Origin of the sequence: Microtetraspora niveoalba (genome assembly GCF_001570405.1) — a bacterium.
Lineage (GTDB): Bacteria > Actinomycetota > Actinomycetes > Streptosporangiales > Streptosporangiaceae > Microtetraspora > Microtetraspora niveoalba.
Window position 1 is genome coordinate 267,169 of sequence record NZ_BBYM01000003.1, and the last position, 15,894, is coordinate 283,062.

General features: G+C 72.8%; 14 protein-coding genes. 9 read left to right on the forward strand and 5 right to left on the reverse strand.

Going from position 1 to position 15,894, the window contains the following annotated elements; all coding sequences use genetic code 11:
• Positions 1–10: 10 nt before the first annotated feature.
• Entirely contained in the window at positions 11–646 is a 636-nt protein-coding gene (locus tag AWQ70_RS02630; RefSeq protein WP_245646662.1) for an aldo/keto reductase, read from the reverse strand.
• A 171-nt stretch (positions 647–817) separates the two neighbouring features.
• On the opposite strand from AWQ70_RS02630, the gene AWQ70_RS02635 reads away from it, so the two are divergent.
• On the forward strand, positions 818–1,258 hold the full coding sequence (locus tag AWQ70_RS02635; RefSeq protein WP_067169751.1) for a MerR family transcriptional regulator: 441 nt from the start codon (positions 818–820) through the stop codon (positions 1,256–1,258).
• Here AWQ70_RS02635 and AWQ70_RS02640 read toward each other — a convergent pair.
• Complete coding sequence (locus tag AWQ70_RS02640; protein ID WP_067169586.1) at positions 1,255–1,872, reverse strand: DedA family protein; 618 nt, start codon at positions 1,870–1,872, stop codon at positions 1,255–1,257. The genes AWQ70_RS02635 and AWQ70_RS02640 overlap by 4 nt on opposite strands.
• A complete protein-coding gene (locus AWQ70_RS02645; protein ID WP_067169754.1) occupies positions 1,865–2,473 on the reverse strand; it encodes a class I SAM-dependent methyltransferase in 609 nt (202 codons plus the stop codon). The genes AWQ70_RS02640 and AWQ70_RS02645 overlap by 8 nt, the downstream gene beginning before the upstream one ends.
• Positions 2,474–2,607: 134 nt before the next feature.
• On the opposite strand from AWQ70_RS02645, the gene AWQ70_RS02650 reads away from it, so the two are divergent.
• Positions 2,608–3,885: a sensor histidine kinase gene (locus AWQ70_RS02650; protein ID WP_067169588.1), complete on the forward strand. Its 1,278-nt coding sequence runs from the start codon at positions 2,608–2,610 to the stop codon at positions 3,883–3,885.
• Positions 3,858–4,517 (forward strand): response regulator transcription factor, encoded by a 660-nt coding sequence (locus AWQ70_RS02655; protein ID WP_067169591.1) that lies wholly within the window; start codon positions 3,858–3,860, stop codon positions 4,515–4,517. Before AWQ70_RS02650 ends, AWQ70_RS02655 begins: the two co-directional genes overlap by 28 nt.
• Here AWQ70_RS02655 and AWQ70_RS02660 read toward each other — a convergent pair.
• Positions 4,514–6,319 carry an ABC transporter ATP-binding protein gene (locus tag AWQ70_RS02660; protein ID WP_157529858.1) on the reverse strand — a complete coding sequence of 602 codons (1,806 nt, stop codon included), beginning with the start codon at positions 6,317–6,319 and terminating at the stop codon, positions 4,514–4,516. The two genes, AWQ70_RS02655 and AWQ70_RS02660, sit on opposite strands and share 4 nt — an antisense overlap.
• Positions 6,320–6,869: 550 nt before the next feature.
• On the opposite strand from AWQ70_RS02660, the gene AWQ70_RS02665 reads away from it, so the two are divergent.
• From AWQ70_RS02665 to AWQ70_RS02675, 3 genes are all read left to right on the forward strand, one after another.
• Positions 6,870–8,156, forward strand: coding sequence for an ABC transporter substrate-binding protein (locus tag AWQ70_RS02665; protein WP_067169593.1), 1,287 nt, complete (start codon positions 6,870–6,872; stop codon positions 8,154–8,156).
• 142 nt (positions 8,157–8,298) lie between these two features.
• Positions 8,299–9,177, forward strand: coding sequence for a carbohydrate ABC transporter permease (locus tag AWQ70_RS02670; protein ID WP_245646664.1), 879 nt, complete (start codon positions 8,299–8,301; stop codon positions 9,175–9,177).
• Positions 9,174–10,061: a carbohydrate ABC transporter permease gene (locus AWQ70_RS02675; protein WP_067169599.1), complete on the forward strand. Its 888-nt coding sequence runs from the start codon at positions 9,174–9,176 to the stop codon at positions 10,059–10,061. The genes AWQ70_RS02670 and AWQ70_RS02675 overlap by 4 nt, the downstream gene beginning before the upstream one ends.
• Before the next feature lie 67 nt (positions 10,062–10,128).
• Here the strand turns inward: AWQ70_RS02675 and AWQ70_RS02680 are convergent, their stop codons facing one another.
• Positions 10,129–11,148, reverse strand: a complete 1,020-nt coding sequence (locus AWQ70_RS02680; protein WP_084516446.1) for a LacI family DNA-binding transcriptional regulator — start codon at positions 11,146–11,148, stop codon at positions 10,129–10,131.
• A 417-nt stretch (positions 11,149–11,565) separates the two neighbouring features.
• Here AWQ70_RS02680 and AWQ70_RS02685 point away from each other — a divergent pair, with 417 nt between their 5' ends.
• The 3 genes from AWQ70_RS02685 to AWQ70_RS02695 are packed head-to-tail and all read left to right on the forward strand — an operon-like array spanning position 11,566 to position 15,894.
• Positions 11,566–13,236 (forward strand): thiamine pyrophosphate-dependent enzyme, encoded by a 1,671-nt coding sequence (locus tag AWQ70_RS02685; RefSeq protein ID WP_067169605.1) that lies wholly within the window; start codon positions 11,566–11,568, stop codon positions 13,234–13,236.
• Between the two features lie 11 nt (positions 13,237–13,247).
• Positions 13,248–14,708, forward strand: a complete 1,461-nt coding sequence (locus AWQ70_RS02690; RefSeq protein ID WP_067169608.1) for a benzaldehyde dehydrogenase — start codon at positions 13,248–13,250, stop codon at positions 14,706–14,708.
• Between the two features lie 10 nt (positions 14,709–14,718).
• Positions 14,719–15,894, forward strand: coding sequence for an MFS transporter (locus tag AWQ70_RS02695; protein WP_245646666.1), 1,176 nt, complete (start codon positions 14,719–14,721; stop codon positions 15,892–15,894).

The following is a 15,894-nucleotide window of genomic DNA, read 5'->3' on the forward strand; positions in this document are numbered from 1 at the left end:
CCGGGGGCGGTCAGGCGGGCTCGTCCAGCCGGGCGAGCAGCACGGGGTCCAGCTCCACCTCGGCCAGCGACTCGTCGAGCTGGGCCACCGAGCCGGCGCCCACGATCGGAAGGGTGCCCTGGGCCCGCAACCACGCCAGGACGACCTGGTTGCGGGTCGCGCCCAGCTCGCGGGCCACGCCGTCCAGTGCCGCGAGCCGCCGGGCCGTCCCGGGATGGTCGTAGTGCTCCGGCAGCGGCTTGGCCGAGTACGCGCCGGAGAGCAGCGACGAGTAGACCCAGAGCGTCAGGTCCGGCTCCGAACGCGTGTAGTCCAGTGTCTCCTCGGTGACCTGGACGTGGCCGCCTTCCGGCAGCCGCACGCCCGGGCGCGGGCGCAGGTAGGAGTGCCGCAACTGCAGATGCGTGTACGGCGCCCGCCCGAGTTCGGCGGCGAGCCGCCGGGCCCGTTCGACCCGCCAGGCGGGGTGGTTGCTCGCCCCCAGCGCGCCGACCTTCCCCGAGGCGACCAGCCCGCCGAGGGCGTCCACGGTCTCCTCCAGCGGGACGGAGCGGTCCTCGATGTGCGCCCAGTAGACGTCGATCCGGTCGACGCCGAGCCGGCGCAGGCTGCCCTCGGCCGCCGCGCGTACGGTGTCCGCGGACAATCCCTCGGCAGAGGCGAGCGTGGTGTCGCCGGGCCTCCGGATCCGGCGGCCGATGAGAGGCCGGGCGCCGGCGCCGTGGTCCCGCCGCGCGCGGGACTCCCGGCCGGGCGGAGGAGGGCGCGGTCCGGTCGGCTTGACCTGGAGCCCGCTCCAGGTGCCACGATCGGGGGCGTGACCGCCTACACACCCGGACAGGCCGCGGAGGAGACCGGATTCAGTCTGGACACGCTCCGCTATTACGAGCGCATCGGGCTGCTGGAACCGATCGAACGCAACGCCGCGGGGCAGCGCCGCTTCAGCGAGGACGACCTCCACTGGCTCGGCATGGTCCGCTGCCTGCGCGACACCGGCATGTCGATCGCCGAGATGCTGCGCTTCGCCGAGCTCACCCGCGAGGGCGAGCACACGATCCGCGACCGGATCGCCCTGCTCGCGGCGCACGACCGCGCCGTCGAGAGCCAGATCGCCGAACTGCGGCAGAAGCAGGAGGTCATCCAGGGCAAGATCCAGTACTACAGGGACGTGCTGGCCATCCCCGACGGCCTCTACGACTGCCAGGAGAAGCACGCCGCCCCCGAGGAGCGCCGCGACCTCCAGCACGCCGACGGCTAACCGAGGGGCCCGTCCGGGCCTCGGCGTCGCCGCCGTAGACGGCGTGCCCGGATCCGGGTCGCCCAGAGGAAGAGGAGGGCGACCGCGACCGCCGCCGGGCCCGCGACCGCGAGGTGGGTGGTGAACCGCCGGACGAGCTCGGGCGCGACGCGGTCGCTGAGGATGACCAGCGTCGCCGCCCAGGCGCAGGCCGTGGGCAGGCTCGCGCTGACGAAGGTCGGGTACGGCATGCCGGCCCAGGCCGCGAGCCTGGGGGTGAGCGTGCGCGCGCTGCCGAACCACTGGCCGGCGACCACCGCCCAGCGGCCGTGCCTGCCGAGCAGCTCCCGGGGCCGGTCCCAGCGCCCGGGAGCGAACCGGTGGAACGTCGGGGCGCCCTCGCGCCGCCGTCCCCACAGGTAGGAGATCTGGGCCCCGGTCACCGCCGCGGAGGCGGCCACCCCGACCGCCCCGCCCAAGGGCACCACGCCGAGATGGGCGAAGTAGCCGAGCGCGACGAGCACGCTCGTCCCGGGCAGGGCGACGCCGATCAGCAGCCCGGCCTCGGCCACGAGCAGCACCCAGGCGGCGGCCAGCAGCAGCGGCGGGGAGAGCTGACCGAGCAGATCAGACACGGGCGACCGGCCTCCGGCAGACGTACGTCATCCCCGGCGGCAGGTTCCGCCAGACCGGCCCGGTCGTCAGCACCTCGTCGAAGGCGGACCGCAGCCGCCGCCGCAGCGCCCTCGCACCGGCGAGCGGCACGGCGTGCAGGTACGTCACGGTCGTGAACGCCCCGGCCGGAGCGAGCGCCCGGCCGATCTCGCCGATGATCCGCTCCTGGCGCTCGCCGGGGAACAGCGACCACGGCAGCGTGCTGACCAGCGCGTCCACCCGCTCCACACCGGCGCGGGTCAGGAGCGCGCCGAGGTCGGCGGCGTCGCCCCGGATGGTCTCCATCCAGGGTTTGGTGCGGCGTAGGTGCTCGGCCAGGTGCGGCTCGATCTCGACGGCGAGGTGCCGCGAACCGGGGGCGAGCCGCCGCCGGATGGCCTCGCTGATCGAGCCGGTCCCCGGACCGAGCTCGACCACCACCGGCGTGCCGGTGGTCGGCACCACCGCGGTGAGCGCCCTCGCCAGCGCGGGGGAGCTGGGGGCGATCGCCCCCACCACCCCCTGCTTGCGCAGCGCGACCGACATGAATGCCCGCAGGTCCGGAACCGACGCCGTCTTCATGACCTCCATGAGATCGTCGCGGGGGCGCCGCCCGCAGGACGCCGGAACCTAGTCTTCCGGGTATGCCTGGCCATACCCGAGGGGTGGATCCAGCCCGCTGGGACGCGCGCGGGCGCCGGCCGTACCGTCATGGGATGCAGGCATCGGCGGCCTGGCGCGCCCTCACCCGGTGGGACCTGTTGCGGACCCCCTGGCCGTGGCGCTCGCTGGCCTATCTGGTCACCGGCGTGCTCCTCGGCGAGGTCGTCCTGGTGGCGTTCCTCTTCGCGCTCTTCGTGAGCACGATCCTGGCGCTGCTGGTGGTGGGCATCCCGCTGCTGCTCGCACTGGGGTTCAGCGGGATACCGGTGGCCGCGCTGGAGCGCCGCCGGTTGCGGATCATCGACCCGGAGCCGGCCGGCACCCCGCACCGGCGGCCGGACCGGCCGGGGCTGCGCGGATGGGTGGCCCTGCGCGTCCAGGAGCAGGCGACCTGGCGGGAGCTGGCCTACGTGGTCCTGCTGGTCACCGTGCTCTGGCCGATCGAGTTGCTGGCGGTGGTGCTCGGCCTCGGTGGGCCGGCGTCGATGATCCTGACGCCGGTCCTGCGCGCCCAGATGGGTGAGGTGAGGGTGCTGAAGTTCTGGACGGTCGACACGGAGCTGGAGGCCTTCGCGGCACTGGCGGTCGGCGTGATCTGGCTCGCCCTGGCCCTTTACCCGCTGACGCTGCTCGCCACGGCCCACGGGGCGCTGGCCAGGCTGCTCCTCGTGTCCCGGGAGACCGACACGGGGCGGCGGCTGGAGGAGCTCACCCGGTCCAGGACACGGCTGGTGGAGGCGTTCGAGGTCGAACGGCGGCGGATCGAGCGGGACCTGCACGACGGCGCCCAGCAGCGGCTGGTCGCGCTCACCATGACGCTCGGCCTGGCCAAGCTGTCGGAGGGCGCGGAGGCGGCCGACCTGGTCGCGAGAGCGCACGAACAGGCGAAGCTCGCGCTGGCGGAGGTCCGCGACCTGATCAGGGGGATCCATCCGCAGATCCTCACCGACCGGGGACTGCCCGCGGCCGCCGCCGACGTGGCCGACCGCTCCCCGGTGCCCGTGGAGGTCTCCGTGGTGCTTCCCGGACGCCTGCCCGAGGTGGTGGAGTCCGCCGCCTACTTCGTGATCTCCGAGGCGCTCACGAACGTGGCCAAGCACAGCGGCGCCCGCAGGGCCTCCGTCATCGGGCGGCTGGACGGCGGACGGCTGGTCGTGGAGATCCGCGACGACGGCGTGGGCGGCGCGGACGCGTCGGAGGGCACCGGCCTCGCCGGGCTGGCCGACCGCGTCTCGGTGGTGAACGGCAGACTGATGCTCTCCAGCCCGCCCGGCGGGCCGACCCTGCTACGAGTGGAGATCCCTTGCGCGTCGATCGTCCCCTCTCGATAGTCCTCGCCGAGGACGGCGTGCTGCTCCGCGAGGGCCTGGCCGGGTTGCTCAACCGCTTCGGTCACCGTGTGGTGGCCGCGGTGGGCGACGCCGGAGGGCTCGTCGAGGCGGTGCGCGCGCACGCCCCGGACATCGTGGTCACCGACGTGCGGATGCCGCCCGGGTTCACGGACGAGGGCCTGCGGGCCGCCGTGGCGCTCCGTTCGGCGGACCCGCGGCTGCCGGTCCTCGTGCTGAGCCAGTACGTCGAGCAGACCTACGCGAGCGAGCTGCTGGACTCCGGCGACGGCACCGGGGTGGGCTACCTGCTCAAGGACCGGGTGGGCGACGTGGAGGAGTTCGTCGACGCGCTGCACAGCGTCGCCGCCGGCGGGACGGTCGTGGACCCCGAGGTGGTCAGGCAGTTGCTGCGCCGCCGTCGCGACCCGCTGCAACGGCTCTCCCCGCGCGAGCGGGAGGTCCTGGCGCTGATGGCCGAGGGCCGGTCCAACGCCGCCATCGCCAGGACCCTGGTGGTGTCCGAGGCCGCCGTGGGCAAGCACATCGGCAACATCCTCACCAAGCTCGACCTGCCCCCGGCCGAGGAGGACCACCGCCGGGTCCTCGCCGTCGTGACCTACCTGCGGGGTTAGGTCGCCGCGTGGTACGCCTCGGCCTGGAGGGTGTACAGCTCGGCGTAGATGCCGGAGATCGCCATGAGCTCGTCGTGCGTGCCCTGCTCGGCGACCTTCCCGTGGTCGAGGACGTAGATCCGGTCGGCGTAGCGGACGCTGGCCAGCCGGTGGGTGATGAGCAGCACGGTGCGGCCGTCGGCGTGCCGCCTGACCCGCTCGAAGAGCGCGTGCTCGGCCCGCGCGTCGAGCGCCGCCGTGGGCTCGTCGCAGATCAGCAGGGGCGCGTCCCGGTAGAAACCGCGCGCGACGGCGATGCGCTGCCACTGCCCGCCCGACAGCTCGTGGCCGTCCTTGAACCGCTTGTCGAGCAGCGTGTGATAGCCGTGCGGCAGCTCGGCGATGACCTCGTCGGCCCCGGCGACCTCGGCCGCGCGGCGCAGCGCCTCCTCTCCCTTCTCGGCGCCCATCGTGATGTTGTGCCGCGCGTTCAACGGCCAGTGGCTGTGGTCCTGCGCGATCACCGCGATCCTGTCGCGCAGCAGGTGCGGGTCGACCCCGCTCAGGTCGGTCGAGTCCCACAGGACCCGGCCGCCGTCCGGGGCGTACAGGCCGGCCAGGATCCGGGAGAGAGTGGTCTTGCCCGAGCCGTTCTCGCCGACGAGCGCGACCACCTCGCCCCGTTCGAGCCGGATCGACACGCCGCGCAGGGCGGGCGTCTCCGCCCCGGGATAGCTGAACGTGACGTCGTCCACGGTGATCCGCTCGAACGTCTCGGGCGGCGCGTCCCGCCGCTCCTGCGTCCGCTCGCTCCGCGCCGCGTCGCAGAAGTCGACGAAGTCGGTGAAGTAGAGCCCGTTCTCGTACAGCCGGTTCACCGCGTACAGCAGGCTGGCCAGTGAGGACTGGCCCGAGCGGATCGCCAGGACGGCGGTGCCGGCCACGGCGAGCGGCACCGCGCCGAACGCGAGGAGCAGCCCGAGCGCGACGTAGACCAGGGCGGTGCCGAGGCCGCCCAGCGCCTCGCCGAGGAGCCGGGCGAACGTCTGCCGCCGGGCCAGCGCGATGAGGACCGCCTGCTCGGTGCGGGCCACCCGGTCGTAGACCCGGAGCAGGAAGCCCCGCATGGTGAAGGAGCGGACCTCCGCCGCGGTGGGCCGCTCGGCGAGCAGCTCGCTGACGATCCATTTGCGGCGGTACGTGGGCACGAGCGACAACATGGTGGTGTAGCGCATCCGCGCGGAGCGCACCGCCGACCAGGCGTCGGGCAGGACGGCGACGACGAGCAGCGGCAGCAGCACCGGATGGAGGACGCCGAGGACGCCGGCGGCCGCGCCGAGGCCGATCGCCGCGGTAAGCACGTCGATCGCCGACCCGACCACGGCGTCGGCGGAGTCGACGCCGCGGGCGCGTGCCCGCTGCAGGCTGTCGTGGAAGTCGGAGTCGTCGAAACGGACCAGCGCGACATCACTGGTCACGCCGTAGAGCCGCTTCTCGGCGATGCGGCTGACCTGCGGTTCGAGCCGGCTCTGCGCCCAGTTGGCGCCCGCCTGGAGGCTGGTGCGCACGGTCGCCGCGGCGGCGACGGCCAGCAGCGCGGGCAGCGCCGCGCGCACCCGCTCGGGCGTCGGCCCGGCGGCGAGGAGGGCCTGGAGCACGCCGGTGGTGGCCAGCAGCCCGAACGCGGTGAAGACGCCGGCGAGGAGGTTGAGCCCGATGGTGGCGACCGTGTCGCGGCGGCTCGCCTCCCAGGCCATGCGCGTGGCCTGGACGACCAGCGCGGGCAGCCTGCGCGCGATGGTGAGGAAGCCGATGTTCCGCATCGTGTCGTCGTGGGCGTGCCACCTGTGGGTGGTGAGATCGGAGAAGTCCGGCAGCTCGTCCGCTCCGTCCAGTCCGTCAGCTGCGTCCGCTCCGTCCGGCCCGGCCGACCCTGTCTCGGAGCCCGGCGCTCTCTCGTCCGGCGCCGTCCCGCCCGAACCCTCGCCGGTCGGAGCATGGCCCACGCCGGACGCCGTCCCGCCCGGCTCCGTGTCCGCCGGCCCGTCCGGCCCGGGGTCGGAGGATGATTTCGGTCCTGCTGTGGGGCCTGTCTCCGGGCTCGCCCCTGCGCCCGCCCCCCGCGACGTGACAGTCATGGCAGCAGTGTGACGAGGGTCACTGACATTTCCCATCGGCGCCGGGTCGCCAGGAACACGACCCGGGAGACAGGCGAATCCCTCCGGAACGCTGGTATGCGGAGACGTTATCCGCGCGTAGCCGCGCATCCCTTGACGCCCGGCGGTGCGAGATGGGTTGATAAAGGTTCTGCTGACAACGTTGTCAGCTCTCGGGGGTAAGGATTTCTACGACCACACCCCGAAGGGATGTGCGATGAGGCGACGGTGGTTGGCGGCCGTGGCGGTCTCGGTGGCCGGGCTGCTCACCCTCACGGCCTGCGGCGGAAACGACGACAAGGCGGCGGGCGGCGGACAGTCCGGGCAGAAGAAGGTCGAGGTCTTCTCGTGGTGGACCGGCCCCGGCGAGGCCGACGGGCTGAAGGCCATGCGGGAGATCTTCGAGAAGGGCAATCCCGGCTTCACGTTCTATGACGCGGCCGTCGCGGGCGGTTCCGGAGACCAGGCCCGCGCGCTGCTGGCCAGCAAGCTCCAGGCCAACCAGCCCCCGGACACCTTCCAGGGGCACGCCGGCGCCGAGCTGCAGGGATACATCAAGGCGGGCAAGCTCGAGCCGTTGAACTCCCTCTACGACGAGCTCAAGTTGAAGGACGTCCTGCCTCAGGAGCTGATCGACCAGATCTCGGTCCAGGGCCAGGTCTACTCGGTGCCGGTGAACATCCACCGGTCCAACGTCCTCTGGTTCAACCCGTCGGTCCTCAAGGAAGCGGGCATCTCCGCGGCCCCCACGACGATCGAGGAGTTCGTCGCCGATCTCGACAAGGTGAAGAAGACCGGCAAGATCCCGCTCTCCATCGGCTCGCAGTGGACCGCCGTCCACCTGCTGGAGAGCGTCCTGCTTGGCTCGCTCGGCACCGACGCGTACAACCAGTTGTGGACGGCGAACGCGGACTGGTCCGGCGCGAACGTGACGAAGGCCCTGGAGAACTTCAAGGCGATCCTGTCGTACGCGGGGACGCCGCAGGAGGACTGGCAGCCGGCGGCCAAGCAGGTCGCCGACGGCGAGGCCGCGTTCAACATCATGGGCGACTGGGCCTACGGCTACTTCCACAACCCGGCCCCCGGCGGTCTGGGCAAGACGTCCAAGACCGACTTCGACTGGGCGGCGTCTCCCGGCACCGACGGCACCTTCATGTGGCTGTCGGACAGCTTCACCCTGCCCAAGGGCGCTCCCAACCGCGACGGCGCGCTGGCGTGGCTGAAGGTCGCCGCCAGCAAGGAGGGCCAGGACGCCTTCAACCCCAAGAAGGGGTCCATCCCGGCGCGCAAGGACGCCGACAAGTCCCTCTACCAGGACTATCTCGCCTGGGACCTGGAGCAGTGGGCGAGCGACAAGCTGGCCGGCTCCATCCAGCACGGCGTCGTCGCGAACGACGCCTGGCGCACCGCGATCAACGACGCCGTCGGCCTCTTCCAGCAGGACAAGGACGTCGCCAAGTTCCAGCAGGCGCTGACCGACGCCGCCAAGAACAGCGGGCAGTGACCTGACCTTCGTACGGCGCGCGCCGGGGCGGACCACCGGACCCGGCGCGCGTCCGCGGTCTCGTCCCCTCGCTGAGCACATCCGGACGTGCCCGAGCCCGGCGCGGGCACGTCCTCGACGTTGAGAGGTGCAATTGAGACGGGTGCGCAGGTGGCTGCCCGGTCTGCTCCTGGTGTCGCCGTCGATCGTCGCCATCGCGGTCTTCGTGTACGGCCTGCTCGGGTGGAACTTCAAGGTCGCGATGAGCGACCAGCACGACGAGATCTCCCAGGGGAGCTTCGTCAGGCTGGAGAACTTCATCGGCATCTGGGAACAGGAGCGCTGGGGCATCTCGGTCCGGCACGCGATCGTCTTCACGGTCGTCTTCGTCGGCGGGGCGCTCGTCCTCGGCTGGTTCCTGGCCTTCCTGATGGAGAAGGGGATCCGCGGGGAGGGCGGGTTCCGGGCGGTCTACCTGTTCCCCATGGCCGTCTCGTTCATCGCCACCGGCGTGGTCTGGCGGTGGCTGATGAACAGCGGCACGGGGGAGCGCGCGGTCGGGTTGAACAGCCTGCTCCACTATCTGGGGCTGGACTTCCTGCAGTGGCAGTGGTTCCGGGATCCCGACTGGGGGATGGCCGCGATGGCGATCCCCGCGATCTGGCAGATGTCCGGATATGTCATGGCCTTGTTCCTGGCGGGCTTCCGCGGGGTGCCCGAAGAACTGCGCGAGTCCGCCCGGGTGGACGGGTGCGGCGAGTGGCAGGTCTACCGGTACATCGTGCTGCCGATGCTGCGCCCGGTGACCCTTTCGGCCCTGATCATCCTCGGGCACATCTCGCTCAAGGTCTTCGACCTGATCGTGGCGGTGTCCGGCAAGCAGATCATCACCGACGTGCCGGCCATCTTCATGTGGACGGCCGTCTTCGACTCGCACGACCCGGCCAAGGGAGCCACGATCGCGGCGTACATCGTGCTCTCCGTCGCCGTCTTCGTCATCCCGTATCTGGTGTGGAACGCGCGCAAGGGGAAGCGGTCATGAGCGTCGCGCAGGAGACCGTACGGCGGACGGCCCCGGTGGAGCGGACCCGGGGGGCGGCGGTCGCCCGATGGGTTCGGCCGGCACTGCTGCTGATCTTCGTCGTGGTGTTCCTGATCCCCGTCTACGTGCTGCTCGTGACCAGCTTCAAGCCGCTGTCCGAGGCCGACCCGGGCCAGGCGTGGAACCTGCCGAAGGTCTGGACGACCGAGGCGTGGAGCGTGGCCTGGGAGAAGCTCGAACCGGGCATCGTCAACAGTGTCCTGCTCGCCGTGCCGGGGTCGCTGATCTCCGCCGTGCTCGGCTCCATGAACGGGTACGTGTTGTCGAAGTGGCGGTTCCCCGGCGCGGACGTGGTGTTCACGCTGTTCCTGTTCGGGATGTTCATCCCGTACCAGGGCGTGATGATCCCGCTGGTCCAGCTCATGGTGAACCTCGGCGAGACGCTCGGCGTCGACCTCTACGGCGGCATCCCCGGCCTGACGCTGGCCCACGTCGTCTACGGCATCCCGATCTGCACGCTGATCTTCCGGAATTACTACGTGACGATCCCGGACGAGCTGGTCGAGGCGTCCAGGGTGGACGGCGCGGGGATGCTCCGGACGTTCTGGTCGATCATCCTGCCGGTCTCCGGCCCGGCGTTCGCCGTCGTGATCATCTGGCAGTTCACGTCGATGTGGAACGACTTCCTGTTCGCCGTGTTCCTCACCGCGCCCAGCTCGTGGCCGACCACGGTCATGCTGAACAACATCGCGGGAGCCCAGACCGTGCCGTACAGCCAGCAGATGGCCGCCGCGATCCTGGCGTCGATCCCCACCATGGTCGTGTACGTGCTCCTGGGCCGGTTCTTCATGCGCGGTCTGATGGCGGGCGCGCTGAAGGGCTGAGATCCCGGCCCGGCCGGTTGGCACTGAGGAGCCGACTCCCCGGCCGGGGCGGACCGGGGGGCCGAGCTCAGGGAAGGGGCCGCCGCTCGCCCGATCCGCGTACGACGAGACGGGTGGGCAGCTCCAGCCGCTGCGGCGGGCCGCTCTCGCCGGACAGGCGGCGGAAGAGCAGCTCCGCCGCCGCCCGGCCCATGCCGACCGGGTCCTGCTCGATCACCGTGATGCCGAGCAGGTCGGCCGGCTCGAAGTCGTCGAAGCCGACGATGGCGACCGGCCCGGCCGACGGCGGCGCCTGGCGGGTGGGCACGGGCCCCGCGGTCCCGGCGAGGGCGCGCAGGGTGGCGACCGTGATCTGGCCGTTGCCGGTGAACAGCGCGGTCGGAGGGTCGGCGAGCCGGAGCAGGCGCCGCAGGTCGGCCAGCACCCGCGCCTGGTCGGGCCGGCCCATCGCGACCAGCCCCTCGTCGTACGGCAGGCCGGCCGCGGCGAGGGCCTCCCGGTAGCCGCGCAGCCGCTCGGCCGCCGTGAAGATCGACGGCGCGTCCGCGAGGAACGCGATACGACGGTGCCCGTGGGCGAGCAGGTGCTCGGTGCCGGTGCGGGCGCCGCCCGCGTTGTCGCAGACGACCGTGTCCGCGTCCGGACCCGCGCCGGGCGGCCGGTCGGCGAACACCGCCGCGATGCCGGCCTCGACCTCGGGGGTGAGGTAGTCGTGGTCGGTGCCCGCGGGCACGATGATCAGCCCGTCCACGCGCCGGGCGCAGAAGGCGAGCACCAGCTCGCGCTCGCGTGCCGGGTCCTCCCCGGACGAACCGGTGAAGACCAGGCAGCCCTCGGCGAGCGCGATGTCCTCGACCGCCCTGCTCAGGCCGGAGTAGAACGGGTCGGCGACGTCCTCGATCACCAGGCCGATGCTCGCGGTGCGGCCGCGGCGCAGCGTCCTGGCACCGTCGTTGCGCCGGTAGCCGAGGCTCTCGATGGCGGCGTGGACCCGCTCCGCGGTGGAGGCGTTCACGCCGGGCTCGTTGTTGACGACCCTCGACACGGTCTTGAGCGCCACCCCCGCGGCGGCGGCGACATCGTTCATGGTCGGGCGACCGCGTCTCGTCTCTGACACATCCCGGATCATCCCGCATTTCAGAGATGGTGACAACGTTGTCAAGATTCGGTCTGACGCCGCCTTCCGGCGGCCGTGTCGGCGGGAGGGCGAACGGGGTCGCCGCCTTATTGACGCGAAGATCGCCCCCGGCGTAGCGTCCATCCAGGACATTCCGCGTAGAGAACTGTTGTTCGCCTGGCGAACAACCCGGCCGACACGCCTGCGCACGAGCCCGCGAACGACTCAGACCGGGTGAACGGCCGGGCATCCGGGGCGGGCCCGGTCCGGTGCCGCCCAACGGGGGCGGCGGGTGATCGCGCCGTCACCGTCGCCTACGGTGGTGGTCGGGGCCGGGTCGCGCGGCCGTGTCCGTGCACGGATCCGGCGCGCGAGAGGTGGAATGACGTGACGGTCACGACGGTCAGGGACGCGGCGTTCGACGTGCTCCGCCGTACGGGCATGACGACGATCTTCAGCAACCCGGGGTCCACCGAGGTTCCGCTGCTGGCCGGGCTGCCGGAGGACCTGGAGTTCGTGCTCGCCCTGCACGAGGGATCCGTCGTCGGCATGGCGACCGGCTGGGCGCTCGCGCGGGACCGGCCGGCGCTCGCGCTGCTCCACACGACCGCCGGGCTCGGCAACGCGGTCGGCGCGATCGCGACGGCCCGGGTGAACCGCGCGCCGGTCGTGGTCGTCGTGGGCCAGCAGGACCGCAGGCACCTCGCTCTCGAACCCTTCCTCGCCGGGCGGCTCCACGGCCTGGCCGGCGACTATCCGGTCTGGGTGGACCAGCCGGCCCGGGCCCAGGACGTGCCGGGCGCGATCGCCCGCGCGGGGCACGAGGCGGTCACCGGACGCGGTCCCGCACTGGTCGTCGTCCCGATGGACGACTGGTCGGCGGAGTGGGACGGCACGGTCGCGGCGGCCCCGCGGGTCGTGGCGCGGCCGGTGGCGGTGGACGACGCCGATCTCGCGCCGCTCGTCGCCCTGCTCGGCGGCGCCTCCTCGCCGGTCGTCGTCTCCGGATCCGGCGCCGACTCGGCGCGAGCCTGGGAGGGGCTGGTCGCGCTCGCCGAACGGCTCGGCTGCCCGGTGTGGCAGGAGTCGTTCGGGGCCAGGGCGGGCTTCCCGCAGGACCATCCGCTGTTCGCCGGGATCCTGCCCGCCGACCGGTCCGGGCTGCGCGGCGCGCTCCGGAGGCACGACGTGGTCCTGGCGGTCGGCGCCCCGGTGTTCCGGCAGTACCCGTACGAGCCGGGGCCCATGGTCGAGCCCGGCACCCGCGTGGCGGTCGTCAGCGACGACCCGGCGGAGGTCCACCGCAGCCCCGCCGAGCTGGCCTTCCTGGCCGATCCCGGCGTCGTCGCCGGGCGGCTCGCGGCGCTGCTCCCCGCCCGCGGCCACGCGCCCGGAGCACCGGCGGCCCCCGAGGGCGCCCCGTCGTACGGCGCCGCCGGGGACCAGAGGAGCGGAGGCGCGGGACGGGTGGTCGCGGCGCCCTCCCCTCCGGGGCCGGGCGAGCCGCTCCGGGCGGCCCACGTCATGCACGAGCTCGCGCTGCGGCTCGCGCCGGAGGCGGTCGTGGTGGAGGAGACCCCGTCGTCCCGGCCCGACCTGCACCGGTTGATGCCCGCGAGACGGCCGCTCGGGTTCCTCTCGGCGGCGATGGGCGGGCTGGGCTTCGCCCTCCCGGCGGCGGTCGGTCTGCGCATGGCCGCGCCGTACCGGCCGGTCGTGGCGGTCACGGGGGACGGCTCGGCGATCTACGGGATCCAGGCGCTGTGGAGCGCCGCGCACTACGGGGTCGGCGCCCTCTTCGTCGTGCTGGCGAACGGCCGGTACGCGGTGATGGACCGGCTGGCGGAGAAGAACGGCGCCGGAAAGGCGCCCTGGCCGGCGTTCACGGAGGTCAGCCTGTCGGCGATGGCCCGGTCGTTCGGCTGCCCGGCGACGCGGGTGGACTCGTACGACGACCTCGTGGCGGCCCTCGACGAGATCGTCCCGGACCTCGGCTCCCGTACGGAACCGATGCTTCTGGAAATAACAGTGGTCCCTGACTCCGAATTCCGTCCTTAGGGGGATTCCTCATGGCACTCATGGACGCGTCGATCTGGACCGGATCGGTGTTCAGCGACGGCTGGACCGCCTCGCGCGCGGGAAACGCGCCGGTCATCGAACCGGCCACCGGCAGCGAGATCGGCAGGGTGGGCGTCGCCGGGCCCGAGGACGTGGCCGCGGCCGCCGCGTCGGCGAGCAAGGCCCAGCGCGACTGGGCCGCGGCGAGCTTCGAGGAGCGCGCCGGTGTGCTGCGGCGCGCGGGACGGCTCTTCGAGGAGCACGCCGAGGAGATCCAGGGCTGGCTCATCCGCGAGTCCGGGTCGATCCCCGGCAAGGCGGGGTTCGAGACCCACGTGGCGGCAGGGGAGTGCTACGAGGCGGCCGCCCTGGCGTCCCAGCCGCCAGGAGAGATCCTGCCGTCGGCGAAGAAGCGCCTCAGCCTCGCCCGCCACATCCCCGTCGGCGTGGTCGGCGTCATCGCGCCGTTCAACGCGCCGCTGATCCTCGGCATCCGCTCGGTCGCGCCCGCCCTCGCCCTCGGCAACGCCGTCGTCTTCAAGCCGGACCCGCGCACGGCGGTCTGCGGCGGGGTCTCGATCGCGCGCGTCTTCGAGGAGGCCGGGCTGCCCTCCGGCGTCCTGCACGTGCTGCCGGGCGGCCCGGAGGCGGGGGAGGCGCTCGTCGCCGACCCCAACATCCCGGTCATCTCGTTCACCGGCTCCACCGCCGCCGGACGCAAGATCGGAGAGGTGTGCGGGCGGCTGCTCAAGCGGGTGCACCTGGAGCTGGGCGGCAACTCCGCCCTCGTCGTCCTCGACGACGCCGACCTGGACCGGGCCGTCTCGGCGGGCGCGTGGGGGTCGTTCTTCCACCAGGGGCAGATCTGCATGACGACCGGACGGCACCTGGTCCACGCCTCGATCAAGGACGAGTACGTGGAGCGGCTCGCCGCCAAGGCCGCCGCGATGCGGGTCGGCGACCCGGCCGTCGAGGAGGTCGCCCTCGGGCCGCTGATCGACGCCCACCAGCGGGACAAGGTCCACGCGCTGGTCACCGACAGCGTCGAGAGCGGAGCCAGGCTCGCGACCGGCGGCACGTACGAGGGCCTGTTCTACCGGCCCACGGTGCTCACCGACGTCACGCCCCGGATCCCGGCGTACGCGCAGGAGGTCTTCGGGCCGGTCGCGCCGGTCATGCCGTTCTCGACGCTGGAGGAGGCCGCCGCGCTCGCCCGCGACAGCGAGTACGGCCTCTCGCTCGGCATCCTCACCCGGGACGCGATGAAGGGGCTGGCGCTGGCCGACCTGATCCCGACCGGCATCGTCCACATCAACGACCAGACCGTGGACGACGAGGCGGTCGCGCCCTTCGGCGGGCTCGGAGCGTCCGGCACGGGGTCCCGTTTCGGCGGGGGCCGGGCCAACATGGAGGCGTTCACGCACACCCAGTGGGTCACGATGCAGGGGGACATCGCCGGATACCCGTTCTGACGTTCGCGCCGTGAAACGGCCAGGATCGGGCGAGACGAGCCGGATATTGCTGATCGCGGGGTTCGTCCTCGCGGCGCTGAACCTCCGGCCCGCGCTCGCGGGAGTGTCGCCGCTGCTCGGCGACATCATGGGCGAGCTCGGGCTCACCCCGGCGGCGGGCGGCGCGATCACCACGGTAATGGTGGCCTGCCTCGGCCTGCTCGCGCCGCTGGCCCCCGCGCTCGCCGGGCGGATCGGCCTGGACCGCACGCTGCTCGCCGGCCTGCTCATCCTCGCCGCCGGTGTCGCCCTGCGCAGCATGGACGGCGTCGCCGCCCTTTACGCCGGGGCCGCGATCGCCGGCACGGCCATCGCCATCATGAACGTGGCCATGCCGGCGATCGTCAAGCAGCACTTCCCGTCGCGGGTCGGGCTCTACACCGCTGTCTACGTCTCGTTCCTGGTGGCCGGGGCCGCGGGGTCCTCGGCCGCGATGGTCCCGCTGGCCCGCGAGTACGGCTGGCGCGCGGCGGCCGGGTCGGCGGCCGCGCTCGCGGTCGTCGCCGCCGTCCTCTGGGCGCCGCAGGCGCTGCGCCGCCCACCGGTGCGCGCCGCGACGGCGGCGCCCCGGCCGTACCTGACGCTGCTGGGCAGCCGCATGACCTGGTTCGTGATGGCGTTCATGGGCCTGCAGTCGCTGACGTTCTACGTCATGCTGGCGTGGCTGCCCACGATCTTCCGGGACGCGGGCCTCTCCGCGGAGGACGCCGGCTATCTGCTCAGCCTGACCAACCTGGCCCAGATCGCGGCGACGCTGACCGTGCCCGTACACGCGGGCAACTCCCGCTCGCAGGTGCCGCACGTCGTGGTGGCCGCGCTTCTCACGGTCGTCGGGTACGCCGGGGTGCTGGTGGCTCCCGCGACGCTCTCATGGGTGTGGATGGTCGTCCTCGGCGTCGGCCAGGGCGCCTCCATCGCGCTCGCCCTGCTCATCATCGCGCTGCGGGCGCCCGACCCCGCCTCGGTGACCGCGCTCTCCGCCGTCGCCCAGTCCAGCGGGTACGTCCTCGCGGCGGTCGGCCCGGTCCTCTTCGGCCTGCTGCACCAGCTCTCCGGGAACTGGACGCTGCCGCTGCTCGCGGGTCTCGGCGCGTGCGCCGTCCAGCTCGTGTTCGGCTGCCTGGCCGGTCGCCCGGCGAGCCGGTGA